8 protein-coding genes are annotated in these 13,141 nt (G+C 40.1%); 5 read left to right on the top strand and 3 right to left on the bottom strand.

All coding sequences use genetic code 11. From position 1 onward, the window contains the following. Positions 1-259 precede the first annotated feature (259 nt). Both I3259_RS10485 and I3259_RS10480 read left to right on the top strand, forming a co-directional pair. Positions 260-2,533 carry a peptidase U32 family protein gene (locus I3259_RS10485; RefSeq protein WP_238029563.1) on the top strand — a complete coding sequence of 758 codons (2,274 nt, stop codon included), beginning with the start codon at positions 260-262 and terminating at the stop codon, positions 2,531-2,533. Between the two features lie 21 nt (positions 2,534-2,554). Next, complete coding sequence (locus tag I3259_RS10480; RefSeq protein ID WP_238029562.1) at positions 2,555-2,983, top strand: GNAT family N-acetyltransferase; 429 nt, start codon at positions 2,555-2,557, stop codon at positions 2,981-2,983. A 77-nt stretch (positions 2,984-3,060) separates the two neighbouring features. Here the strand turns inward: I3259_RS10480 and I3259_RS10475 are convergent, their stop codons facing one another. Then, positions 3,061-3,810: a hypothetical protein gene (locus tag I3259_RS10475; RefSeq protein WP_238029561.1), complete on the bottom strand. Its 750-nt coding sequence runs from the start codon at positions 3,808-3,810 to the stop codon at positions 3,061-3,063. Positions 3,811-3,821: 11 nt separating this feature from the next. Continuing rightward, positions 3,822-4,106: a hypothetical protein gene (locus tag I3259_RS10470; RefSeq protein ID WP_238029560.1), complete on the bottom strand. Its 285-nt coding sequence runs from the start codon at positions 4,104-4,106 to the stop codon at positions 3,822-3,824. A gap of 331 nt (positions 4,107-4,437) precedes the next feature. On the opposite strand from I3259_RS10470, the gene I3259_RS10465 reads away from it, so the two are divergent. Together I3259_RS10465 and I3259_RS10460 are read left to right on the top strand one after the other, a co-directional pair. Next, the gene (locus I3259_RS10465) at positions 4,438-5,529 is read left to right on the top strand and encodes an efflux RND transporter periplasmic adaptor subunit (RefSeq protein WP_238029559.1); all 1,092 of its coding nucleotides are present in this window, start codon (positions 4,438-4,440) and stop codon (positions 5,527-5,529) included. Beyond that, positions 5,526-8,603, top strand: coding sequence for an efflux RND transporter permease subunit (locus I3259_RS10460; RefSeq protein ID WP_238029558.1), 3,078 nt, complete (start codon positions 5,526-5,528; stop codon positions 8,601-8,603). Before I3259_RS10465 ends, I3259_RS10460 begins: the two co-directional genes overlap by 4 nt. A gap of 78 nt (positions 8,604-8,681) precedes the next feature. Here I3259_RS10460 and I3259_RS10455 read toward each other — a convergent pair whose 3' ends face one another. After that, positions 8,682-11,324, bottom strand: coding sequence for a molybdopterin-dependent oxidoreductase (locus I3259_RS10455; RefSeq protein ID WP_238029557.1), 2,643 nt, complete (start codon positions 11,322-11,324; stop codon positions 8,682-8,684). A 576-nt stretch (positions 11,325-11,900) separates the two neighbouring features. On the opposite strand from I3259_RS10455, the gene torC reads away from it, so the two are divergent. After that, the gene (gene torC / locus I3259_RS10450; protein ID WP_238029556.1) at positions 11,901-13,079 is read left to right on the top strand and encodes a pentaheme c-type cytochrome TorC; all 1,179 of its coding nucleotides are present in this window, start codon (positions 11,901-11,903) and stop codon (positions 13,077-13,079) included. Positions 13,080-13,141: the final 62 nt, after the last annotated feature.

Here is a 13,141-nt window from a genome sequence, read left to right as displayed (position 1 = left end):
ATTTTTTATCCTAGTTATAGCTCGATAGAGCAATAGCAGAAGGGCTAAGCTGCCAAATTTTATTTATAATAGCGATATTGTTCTGGGGTTGGAATAACTGTAATCAGAAATTGCTTATCTGAATATTTCTATTAGTCGATATTTCAATATTCTCTCAATCCATTGTGTGATTTAACTCTCACTATTGGACTTTATTGAAAGCTTGCGCGTAAAATAGCCGTCCTCACATTTAATGCGGTTATACAAGGTACAATTGTTGATGAGCAATGTTGCGAAAACTAAGAATTTTGAGTTATTGGCACCCGGTGGCGATATCGAATCGATTAAAGCTGCCATTGCTGCTGGCGCTGATGCAATTTATTGTGGTTTAGATAGCTTCAACGCTCGAAATCGAGCCACTAACCTTACCTTTGATGTATTAAGTGGCATTATTCGTTTAGCACATCAGAACAATTGTAAGATTTTTCTTACCTTAAATATCGTCGTATTAGATAGTGAAATTCCTGCGGTTATTCGCTTATTGAATAAGTTGGTTAACACCAAAGTTGATGGTGTGATTTTGCAAGATTTAGGCTTGTTCCACATCATTAAAGAACATTTCCCAACCTTGGATGTTCATGCTTCAACGCAGATCAATACCCATAACGACGGTCAAATCCTATTTTTAAAACAGCTTCAAGCAAGCCGTGTTAACTTATCCCGTGAGTTGAACATTCGTGAAATTAAGCATTTGGCTCAATTTGGACATCAACACAATGTACTTATGGAAGTGTTTGTTCATGGTTCATACTGTATCGGCTTCTCTGGTTTGTGTTACATCAGTTCGGTGAAAAATGGTAACTCGGGTAACCGTGGTCGTTGTAGTCAGCCATGCCGTGATCAATACCAAACTACCGCTGCTGGTAAAGATTTTCCATTAAACATGAAAGATAACTCAGCTTTTTCTAATATGGTTGAGTTGGCTGATGCTGGGGTATATTCGCTGAAAGTGGAAGGGCGAATTAAGAAATCACACTACGTGTATACCGTGGTCGATCAATGGCGTCAGCAGATCGATCGTTACTGTGAGCAAAAGCCGTTACTAAGCGATACAACGTCACTGTTTACGGTCTTTAACCGCGACTTTTCTAACTCGTATCTCCAAGGTGATATCAATAAGAGCATGTTCATTGATAACCCTCGTGATAACTCAGTGAGTCATTTTACTCAGGTCTATCAAGCAACCACAATTGATGCAGTAAATGGTGTAAAACAGAAATTGTACGATGACAAAACAGCGATTATTAATACCGTTGAAGATGTCACGAAAGCCATGGATGTTAGCTCGCTACCCATGACTATGATCTTTAGCGGTGAAGAAGGTCAATATTTAACTGTGATAGTGACAACGCCGGATCAAACGATAGAGTTACAATCAGAGTCAGTACTTATTCGTGCACAAAAACACGTATTAACTCATGAGTTATTAGAAAAACGTTTTCAAAGTTTGGCTAATGAAGGTGAGTATCAGATCACCCACGTTGATATTTCAGGACTCGCCGAAAATACGTCAGTTCCTTTTACGGAATTAGCACAATTAAAAGAACAAATTGGTTATCAGTTAAATGGTGAAAAAGCGCTAGTAGCGCCGATTGATACGCCAAAACCACGTAATAGTATCAATCACCGTAAGCCAACAGGGATCACGCCAGAGCTGGCGATATTAATTTCTGACCCAAGTGATGTGGCATTAAATCAAGATAATAATGCTGTGCTGTATTACACCATTCCTGAAGGCTTATCGATGGAATTGGAAAAAACGGTAGCATTATTTGAAGCGCATCCTCATCTTGTGCCATGGTTTCCAGCGATTTTAATTGGTGAAAACTACCAAGCTGCAATTGCATTTATTGAGCGCGTGAAACCTAATTGTATTGTGACGAATAACAGTGGTATTGCGCATGTGGCTTATCAGCAAGGAATTGATTGGATTGCGGGACCTTACTTGAACTTAACTAATTCATTTAGCCTACAGTGCATCGCTGATGAATTTAATGCGAAGGGCGCATTCGTTTCTAACGAGATCAATCGTAAGCAAATTAACCCAATGGTATGCCCTGAAAATTTTGAATTACATTACAGTATTTATCATCCATTAATGATGTTAATGAGCCGCCAGTGTTTATTCCATCAAACAGTAGGCTGTAAGAAAAAGCATTTTGATAATAAGTGCCTACGTAAGTGTGATAAGTCAGCGTCTATCTTGAGCTTAAAAGATGCGTCGTTTGTATTAGATAAACAAAGAGGCGCGCATAATGCGCTATATAGCCAGCAGAATTATATGAATTTACAGGCGGTGACAGATTTCCCTGATAAGTTTACTCGCTTTATGATCGATCTTCGTGATATTAAAACGGAAACAGAAGTAAATGCTGATAAAGCAATGTTAGTCTCTTTGTTTAATGCGTATATTCATGGTGATATCACCGCGAAAACAACATTAGAGCAAACCATTATTGGCACTATTTCTCAGCAATATAAAAAAGGTCTGTGATTCAGATAAATAGGATATGTCATGGTAGATGTAAAAATTGTTGCTTTTGATGGTGCGAATAAAGAGAGTATTCGCTTAGTACGCGAGCAGGTGTTTATTAAAGAGCAACACATTGATCCTGAAATCGAGTTTGATGGTTTAGATTCACAAGCAGTGCATGTACTTGTTGTCGATGGCGAACAGCCATTAGGCACAGGGCGCATTCTTGCTGATGGCCATATAGGTCGTATTGCAATCATCAAAGCTGCACGTGGGCAAGGCTTAGGTGTCAAAGTCGTCCAAGCATTAGTGGAGTATGCTAAACAACAAGGCTATCCCCGTGTGGACTTAGGCGCGCAAACCCATGCTGTCGACTTTTACCGTAAACTGGGTTTCACCCCATACGGTGATGAATTTATGGAAGCCAATATTCCTCATCAGGCAATGGAGCAGAGGTTAGAGCTTAACTAAGGCTCAGATGCTTTAATGTTTTGTTTGGAAAATAAAAACGACCTTAATTTAAGGTCGTTTTTACAAATATGTATGAATTACTCAGCTGAAGTTGCTTTGTAATCACCAAACTGCACCAAACCGTAGCCTTTACAGAAAGTACGGATTTGATCTGGCTTTTTAGCTCCAGTTTCGTAATCAATCATCCATGAAGCGTTATAAGTAACAATAATACAGTCTTCAATTATGGTTTCACCCATATTAAAAGGTGTTTTATCAACAACCGTTAATGTTTGGTAATCCATATTGTTTATTTTGCTACCGACAACAAGATCTGGTTGGTTACTGTCAATTACGGTACTCGTATAAATATCACTACGAGCCATACTTATACCAATTTGAGCTAATGGGTAAGAAGATGAAGTCGTAAATTCATCTTTATAGCTTGTGGTTGTGGTTGTATCACCCCATCCATTAGTGACGGTACGTTTATGAGTAGGAGGCGTTGTTGTACGATCTTCCCACTTAATAGACCAACCGAGTTTATTATTGTAGAAGTCTTCTTCTTTGTATGATCTTCCTGTTTCGTCGTAGGTAATTTTATATACTTTAACGGCACCATCTTCACCTACAGGTGCAGCTAAAGTCACAATACGATTTGGTACGGCGTTAGCATAATCATCAATGTTAATAAGATCACTTTGGTCTTGAATTAGATTGCCTTTAGCATCGATAACGGTTTTACCATTAACTTTGATTTCGCCATGAACATCAAGTGAAGCTGCAGAGGCTGCTGTAGACAGACCCGTTAGTAGTGCAATAACAGAAAGAGGAAAAAGTTTAGTCATTATCAATGTCCTTATTTGATGATTAAATTGCCTTTAATCGTTAAATCCTTGTTTAAAACGAATGTCTCACCATCGGCAAGATCTAGTGTTATTGTTTGATCTTCTGTTATCTCTCCATTTTCAGCTATGAATTTGTCAAAGCTTTCAACAGAAGAGAATGTCTTATCTTTTTCAACTGGGACTTCAACTGGTGTCTCGGTTGGTATAGTGGTTGTGGATTCAGAATTTGAACCATTACAACCTACGAGCAACAAAGTCGATAAGATGAGAGCGTATTTATCACGCTTACTGAACATGGCGTACCCTTATTAACTTAATAGTTTGGATAAAATAAAGGTTTCAAGTTACAAGTAAATATTTACCATTTACATGTTGATAGCCGCGTCGTAACTTTTAACCCTCATTGTTTATAAATTCGACACGTATAAAAAAATACACTGTAAATAATTGTTATTTTGCATTTACTGATGAATGCTAAATGTAAATAACTGTAAACCAACATAGCTCTGACTTAACCTCATAAACGGTCTTGTTAAGATATAATTCTTAAAAGGTATGTTATGAGGTGCTGGTAATTAAGATAAGTGCCTTACTTATATTGTTTAATTTCCAGATAAGTTGATTGTGATGAAAGAAAAATGTATTTCGGCGATAGTTTTCGCTGCTGTGACCCTCACGCTTGTTGGCTGTAATCAAGAAAACCAGTCAGATTCATCCTCTCACAAACAGCATTTATCGAAGGTCGTTCAAGTAGAAACCCGACCTGTAACAGCACGAACCTTGACGGAGCAGGTAACGGGCTATGGAGTGGTGAAAAGCCATAATTCGGTTGCGCTAAAAAGTTTACAGACGAGTCAAATTACAGCGATTTATTTCGAAGCAGGGCAAGCGGTAAAGAAAGGTCAACTATTAGTGCAGTTTGATCCTGCGGCAGCTAAAGCAAAAGTTGCACGAGATCAGGCGCAGCTTAACGCCACGAAACAAGCATGGTTACGTCAAAAAGAATTGGTGAATAAAGGAGTGGTGGCTCGTAGCACGTATGATGAAAGCGAAAGTGATTACAAACAGGCATTAGCACAACTAGAGCAAGATGAGTCTCAACTTACAGAGTTGGCAATCAAAGCGCCATTTGATGGTGTGATCAGCCAAACTGATTTTCATGTTGGCGACGTAGTGACTGTGGGTAATACCCTTGCAACCTTGTATACCCCAGATCAATTGTCGATTGAATATCAACTGCCAGCAGCACAAAAACAAAATTACCATCTTGATCAAACCGTGACTGTTTATTCAGAGCTTACACCTTCCGAGCATGCTCAAGGTACGGTAAGTTACGTGTCTCCTAATATTGCAATGGGTCTAGTGACTTTAAAAGCGAAACTGCCTGATGCGAAAAAGTTTTCACCTGGGCAGAATGTGAAAGTTGTTCAGCAAACGCGACAATTACTTCAACAAGTTACGATCCCAACCTCATCACTTATCACCAATATTCAAGGCGCACAGGTATTTATTGTTGTGAACAATAAAGCCAGATTACGCGATGTCAAAGTCGGTCAGTACTATGACGGTTATGTACAGATTTTGTCTGGGTTAGCGGTAGGGGATCAATTAGTGATTAATGGACAAAACTACCTTCGTACCGACCAAAAAGTGGAAGCCACGTTAGCACAACAGCCCACGACACAATCATCACAGCCAGCAACGGCAGGTACAAAATGAAATTAACGGAACTGTGTTTACGCCGTCCGGTGTTATGTACTGTATTGTGGTTGATCCCTGTATTCATTGGTCTGATTTTTTGTCAAAAATTGCCTTGGCGTTATACCCCACAAATTAGCCAATCAAAAATTCAAATTACCGTCCATGATAGTGCACTAGCGGCACAAAATATGATGACTGAAGTGTTGATCCCTATTCAAAATGCCATTGCAGGTACAGAGGGAATCAGCCATTTATCAGCGACTGCACGTCAAGGGCGAGGCAATATCATTATTGATGTCGCATCGAGTGTTAATGACAGTGAAATCGATACCTTGGTAAGTGAAATTCATAATGATATTGGTAATATTGAAAACAAGTTACCTGATGATATTTCGCCGAAAGTAACCAAATCAGATGATCAGGGAATGCCTGCCATGTTGATTGGTTTAACACCGGGTCCTCATCAAGCGGAATATGAATTTCACCAGTATGGTATTGATACGTTATTACCACAGTTAGAACAGTTACCAGCTGCAGGTGCGGTGAGTGTTGCGCCAAGTTCTAGTCAATCAGTGTTGATCACCCTAAATCCCGATAAAGTGTATTACTATGGTTTGACGTTGAATAATGTGATTAACAAAATCACTGACGTAAACAGCATCACAGCGATCAGCGGAAAAACATCCGGTACGGAAAGCCAGTATCAGTTGGTTTCAACTGGGGCGATTTCAAGCCTTGATGACATTAAAAAAACGATTGTTGCGACTTATCAGCAGCAACCTATTCGATTAGATCAAGTGGCAGATATCACGATTGGTACGCCAAGTAGCCAACGTGAAGTGAAACCACTGGTGGATTTCTCGAAGAAAAATGCCATGTTGTTTGTGTTAAACCCTCAGTACACCGCAACAGCAAACCCACTGATACTCTCTGAACAAGTTCACGACTTGTTAGATTCAATGACCTTACCAAGCGGCATGAAAGCCAAGGTCTTGTTGGATAAATCAACGTTTATTATTACGGCGTTAAACGATGTTTATGTCGCAATTGGTTTAGCGGTGATACTTGTTGCAGGCGTTATCTGGTTATTTCTTGGTAATTTGCGTATTGCACTGATTCCAATTGTGACTATTCCTGTCTGTTTATCCTGTTCGTTCATCATCCTTAAACTGGCAGGCTTTAGCATTAATTCTTTGACACTACTTGCGATGTTATTGGCAGTAGGATTAGTGGTGGATGACGCTATCGTAGTGGTCGAAAATGTCCATCGACAATTGCGTTTTCATGACTCCGTATTTAAGGCAACAGCCATAGCTTGTCGCCAAATTGGTTTCGCTATTATTGCGACAACCTTAACTCTGGCTGCGGTTTATATACCGGTAGGTTTAGTTGATGGAATTACTGGGCAATTGTTCCAGCAGTTCGCTTTTACTTTAGCGGGAACGGTGATTATTTCAGGTATTGTAGCGCTGACATTATCACCCATGATGTGCAGCAAAATGATGAATCATAAACCAGCTGGACGTTTTGAAAATGGAGTGAATAAACAATTAGATCGCCTATCTAATGCTTATCATCGAATGCTATCAGCCACCATTGATTGGCGTAAAACGACTTTATTAGTGATGGTGGTTGTTTTGGCTAGTAGCTATTGGCCATTGACTAAAACGCCATCAAAAATGCTCCCAGATGAGGATTCAGGGCAAATCTTTTTATTTCAGCCCTTAGTGGGAAGTAGCGACGAAGCCAGTCAGCAGAAAATGATCGACAACATGAACACTCAGCTCAAGCAAATCCCTGATATAGCTCATGTTGCAATTCTAGCGAGTACTGACTTTATCCGTGGTTTTGTGACCTTAAAACCGTGGGAAGATCGAAATTTATCGGCACAGAAAATCAGTGAAATGATCAATGCGCGATTAAAAGAAGGTGGCAACCGTGTTTATACCGGTGTTATTCCGGCAATAGAAACTGGTGGTGGTCGTCGTGGTAACAGTGGCGGTATCGACCTTAATGTCAGTAGTAGTGTTGATGAGCAAAAGCTGGCGAAAGAGCTGACCGAAGTGACTTATAAAATCCAACAGTCACCGTTATTTTCTAATGCGCGAAGTAATCTTAAGTTCGATCAGAACCAATTTAAGATCAATATTAATCGCGTACTGGCTTCACAATATGATGTGCCGTTACGTAATATTCAGCAAATCCTCAAGTTGGCAATGAGTGGTAAGAGTTTCAGTAATGATATGAGCTACCAAGGAACCAATTACCAGCTTCATGTACAGTTGGAGTCCTTGTTTACTCTGACGCCAGACTCATTAAAACAGCTGATGATTGCCAATAAGCAAGGGCAATTAGTGCCGATGTCTGCGTTGATTAGTATAGAGAATGAAGTGGGGCCACGCTCACTTGAGCAATATGATAGAGCGACCTCTGCCTCGCTTTCTATTCGGTTGGCTGATGGTGTCAGCATGGGCGAGGGCATTGATGCCTTAAATCGTATGTTGCCAGATATTTTACCCGCGAATGCTAATTATACCTATGTGGATGAAGCTAAACAGTACCTTGATGCAAACCAACAAATGCTGTTTGTATTTATCGCGGCATTAATCTTCATCTATATGGTACTGAGTGCTCAGTTTGAGAGTGTCGTCGATGCGTTAGTGGTCATGCTGTCACTACCAATTACATTATCAGTGGCGCTATGGGCGCTGTATTTTAGTGATTTCACTTTAAATGTGTATTCACAAATAGGACTGGTGACCTTGATTGGTTTGATTTGTAAACACGGTATATTAATCACCGAATTTGCTAATGAGTTACAAGCCGAAGGGTTAGCACCGAGAGAAGCGATCCTCACTGCGACCAAAACACGCCTTCGTCCAATACTGATGACATCATTAACGATGATTTTAGGTTCATTACCATTGCTATGGGAAACTGGGCCGGGAGCGAATGCGATGGGTTCGTTGGGGATCATTATTATTGCTGGTATGGCACTGGGTATTGTTGATCCGCTATTTGTGGTGCCAAGCGTATATTTGATGGTGCAAAAGTTAAAGTGCAAGAATAAAGCGAAAGTCATCGAGCTTTAAGTTACAAAAACAGCTTTTAATATAAACAAAAACGCAGCAAATAGCTGCGTTTTGTTATTTGCTTTTTAAGCTAAACAATCACTCTTTTTTTGCACTCTCTTTTAAGAAATCAAGCACAAGCTTACGGTCTTTCTCGTTTAGACCAGCACGTGGGAACATCGAGGTAGTAATACCTTTCCACTGCTTGTAAGTGAAATCACTTGGGTGCGGTGCAGCGTGACATAATGTACAGCTACCGTAGAATAACTTCTCGCCCGGTGATTGCTCAGGACCTTGCTCTGCAGCAACAGCTTTTAAGCGCTTACCTAATTGTAGTGACCAAATATCTACTTGGAATTTAGACTTAACAATTTGTGGTGGCTCATATGCTTTGTTTGGTGTTAGTACATCAGTACATTTCTTAAAGTAAGCCAAACAGGTATTCGCACTGGTTGCTTGCGCTAAACCACTGGTTGTTTTACTGCTTGTCAGCATGTTGATAGAGCCTGAGTTACAACGGCCTTTTTCATCAAGCTGTAGCCATGCGCCTTCGTGAATGTAGATAACACCTGGCATTGCTTCATCAGTAATACGTGCGCCTGCAAGCAATGCACCACGGTCATTGTATACTTCAACCACATCGCCATCTTTCACGCCACGTGCAGCAGCGTCATCTTTGTTGATAAGTACGATTTGGCGACCATCAACAGACTCATAGCTATTCACATCAGCATTCGCCATTTGTGAGTGTAGACGCATCCATGGGTGTGGGCTTAGTACGTGAACTTGATCTTTTTTCGCGTTACCTAACCACTCAAATGGAGGCATCCATTGCGGCATTGCTGGACACTCATTTGCTTTAAACTTCGCAAGTGTTTCACTATAAAGCTCGATCTTACCACTTGGTGTGTGAAGTGGGTTCTTTTCAGGATCAGCATAGAAATCACCATGACGAACAAAGCTATTAGCATCTTCAGGTGTTGATAGGTGCGTAATACCATTTTGCCAGAATGTTTTGAAATCATCTGTTGCATCAGAAGCTTCGTAAGAGGCTTTGATGTGTTGGTACATTGTCTTACCGTCGGTATATTCTTTATGTACGTTAAACATAAAGGCTAAACGAGAGAAGATTTCGTAATCATCTAGACTTTCACCTAGAGGTTCAACAACTTTACGCATCGCATAAATCTTGTTGTTACTGTAAGTACCGCCAGATGTGATGTCATCACGCTCTAGTGTTGTGGTTGTTGGTAAGACGATATCTGAGTACTTTGCAGTTGCACACCACCAAGGGTCTTGACAGATAATAGTGTCAATATTCTTGTTCAGTGCTTCAATTAACTCGTTAGTATCTTGTTGGTGCGATAATAAGTTGTTACCTGCGTTATAGATTAATTTCGCTTTTGGTAACGTAAGGTTTGAACCATCACGGGTGTATTCCTTACCTGGATTGTTCAACATGTCTGAAATCATAACAACTGGACATGTTTTAGTAATTGGGTTGCGACCTTGCGATAAGCCGATAGGCATACGCTTACCAGATGTTGGCATACCGCCGTTACCGTAGTGCCAGCTAAAGCCTGCACCTTCACCTGGCTTACCAATTTTACCTGCAATCGCTGCAAAGTTGATGATAGACCAGTGGATCATTTCACCGTGGTCAGCACGTTGCAATGCCCAACCCGCTGCAATTTGTGTGCGCTTAGTTACACAAAGTTCTGCAATTTCAACGATTTTAGCAGCAGGAAGACCAGTAATTTCTTCAGCCCACTCAGGCGTTTTTTCAATACCGTCTTCTTTACCCATTAGGTAATCAAGGTACTTATCAAAACCAACTGTGTACTTATCTAAGTAAGCTTTATCGTTCTTACCTGTTTTACATAAGTGGTAAGACATAGCAGTAAATAGCGCAGTATCCGTATTTGGACGGATATTGATCATTTCACTGTCTAAAGCTTTATCAGTTTGCGTCTTCTGAGGGTTAATAGAGATAAACTTAATGCCTTTCTCTTTAAACGCTTCCCAGTGCTTTTGCATTGAGTGGTCAGCAACACGGAATTCAATACGGTTTGTTTTCCAAGGATCACAACCAATGAACAGTACCGCTTCAGTATTCTCTTCTACGATCTTCCATGCTGTTTGTGGTGAGTACACTTCCATATCACCAATAACGTGAGGAAGGATCACTTCAGATGCGCCTGCAGAGTAGTCGCCAGCACAGATACTTTGACCACCAATAAGGTTAAAGAAACGACCTTGCAGTGTTTGTGGGCGGTTTAAACCACTGTGAGACCAACCACCGTAAGAAGAACTGAATACCGCTTCGTTACCATGTTTTTCAATGGTACGTGCAATGCAGAAAGCCGTTAGTGCGATTGCAGTATCCCAATCAACACGAACAAACGGTTCTTTACCACGTAGGTGAGGGTTGTGATCGCCTAATGGATCTTCAAGCAGAGACTTACGTACCATAGGGTATTTAATACGGGTATCGTCGTAAGTACGGCTTAGTACACCTTTGGTTAGCATTTCAGTAGGGAATGGGTCAACGTCGTTGAGAGGTTGAACACCAATTAACTTACCTTCTTTAACAACTGCTTTAAAAGGACCATAGTGGGATGCAGAAGGAATAACTTGCGTGTCAGCCGCAAATACCTTTCCTGCAGGGAAAAGGGTGAGTCCGTTAGCAGCAATTGCGGTTGCTACCGAACCTTTTAAAAAGTTTCGACGTGATAGGGTCATAATTATATTCCGAAGACAGTCCGAACAATAAATAAATCAAGGCAAGATAAGTGCCTAATATTTATTCGGTATTGATGCCTATTTTTTTAATAATTCTTGATAGGCTACACGGAAATAAGAAATATATTATAGGGTCAAATGGAAAGTAAGTTTTCAAAAAAGATCACCAAAAGTTAAGATGTTTAATGTTCGATATAAATCCTAGAATATTTAGCGTATTAAGCAAAGTTTAATTGAGAGTCATTATCAGTAACAGTTTGATTCATATCAAATAAAAGCAATTATGATAAATGTAATTAATATAACATTTTGATTTTTAATTAAAAAATAACCAAGTGTTTCAGGTGGTATTGATTATGTAACAGATGGTAAAAGTCTATTGACAGATAAAAACCATTTAGAGCTCTAACTAAATTTGTTGAATAAGTAAGCATTAATTTGAGGTAATAAATTATATTAATAATAAATTTTTTTTTATTAATAACTCACATTGCCGTATTCATATTCGACTGCTATTTTTGTACGTAACATTTTCTTTTAACGTCACTTTGACGTTTAATTCATTTTGGACCATCAATGAAGAAGCTCTGGCACTTTCTTATAAAGCCAAGCAGTCGCTACTCCGTTTTAGCAATTGCTGTTGTTTGTGTATTAATTACACTTGCAGGCGTATTTACTTTCCACAAATCGATTGAATTCACTTCTACTAACGAGTTTTGTACGGCTTGTCACTCGATGAAGGAAAATTACAACGAATATAAAACAAGCATTCACTTTAAGAACGCTTACGGTGTTCGTGCACAGTGTCGTGATTGTCATATCCCTGAGAACAACCCAATTGACTTCATGAAAGCCAAAATGGGCGGTATTGGTGATATCTACAGCGAGTTCATTGGTAAAGATATCGATACGCCGAAGAAGTTCGAAGAAAATCGTCTACGCATGGCTCAAAATGTTTGGAAGATGATGAAAGAAACCAATTCAGCGACGTGTAAGAGCTGTCACTCTTATTCTGCGATGGATCACGCTAAGCAATCACCAGCAGCAGCGGCTGCAATGACAGGTGCTGCAGCGAAAGATATGAACTGTATCGAATGTCACAAAGGTATTGCTCACCAGTTGCCACATATCAACAACGATTTCCAAGCAACGTTTAAGCAGCTAAGTATTAATGCGGCGAAAGCGCCTGAAGCGACAACGCTTTACTCACTAACATCTAAGCAGTTGTTTGTGAAAGATGCAGCTTCTGACGATGCACAAGGTCAATTATACCCAGCATCAGAAGTAAAAGTTGTAGGTCAAAGTGGTGACATGCTAAAAGTTGAACTAACGGGTTGGGAAATCAAAGGTTCAACAACAGGTATGCTAGTTCAAGATATGGCGAAGCAAATTCAAATCGCTTCGATTGATCCTGAACTACAGAAAACACAAAAAGTACTTAACACCCAAACCGCAACTGATGGTCAAGTTTGGCAACAAGTACAAGTTGCAGCGTGGATGACACAACGTGACATGCTAGCAAGCATCAAGCCTATTTGGGGCTACGGTAAAGAAATCCTAGATGCAAGTTGTAACCAGTGTCACGCAACGCCAGATCCAAAGCACCTAACTGCAAACGCATGGGTTGATGGTCTAAAAGCAATGCAACAGTACTACAAGCTTGATAAGAACGAAGAGCGTGTACTACTTAAATATTTACAAGCTCACGCAAAAGATGCACCAGCAGAAACTGCAGCAGAGCAAGCAACTGAGTAAGATCACTTGCTAAAAAATAGATAGCTTGCGGTAACGCAACATCGAAAGGGGACCTGAGAAAT

The sequence above is a fragment of the Photobacterium sp. Ph5 genome (genome assembly GCF_022129445.1).
Lineage (GTDB): Bacteria > Pseudomonadota > Gammaproteobacteria > Enterobacterales > Vibrionaceae > Photobacterium.
The sequence above is the reverse complement of the archived record's forward strand: the minus strand, read 5'-3'. Positions and strand labels throughout refer to the sequence as shown.

Coding starts and splice junctions, on each gene's coding strand:
- I3259_RS10485 (WP_238029563.1), top strand. CDS start 260: ATGAGCAATGTTGCGAAAACTAAGAATTTTGAGTTATTGGCACCCGGT.
- I3259_RS10480 (WP_238029562.1), top strand. CDS start 2,555: ATGGTAGATGTAAAAATTGTTGCTTTTGATGGTGCGAATAAAGAGAGT.
- I3259_RS10475 (WP_238029561.1), bottom strand. CDS start 3,810: ATGACTAAACTTTTTCCTCTTTCTGTTATTGCACTACTAACGGGTCTG.
- I3259_RS10470 (WP_238029560.1), bottom strand. CDS start 4,106: ATGTTCAGTAAGCGTGATAAATACGCTCTCATCTTATCGACTTTGTTG.
- I3259_RS10465 (WP_238029559.1), top strand. CDS start 4,438: ATGAAAGAAAAATGTATTTCGGCGATAGTTTTCGCTGCTGTGACCCTC.
- I3259_RS10460 (WP_238029558.1), top strand. CDS start 5,526: ATGAAATTAACGGAACTGTGTTTACGCCGTCCGGTGTTATGTACTGTA.
- I3259_RS10455 (WP_238029557.1), bottom strand. CDS start 11,324: ATGACCCTATCACGTCGAAACTTTTTAAAAGGTTCGGTAGCAACCGCA.
- torC (WP_238029556.1), top strand. CDS start 11,901: ATGAAGAAGCTCTGGCACTTTCTTATAAAGCCAAGCAGTCGCTACTCC.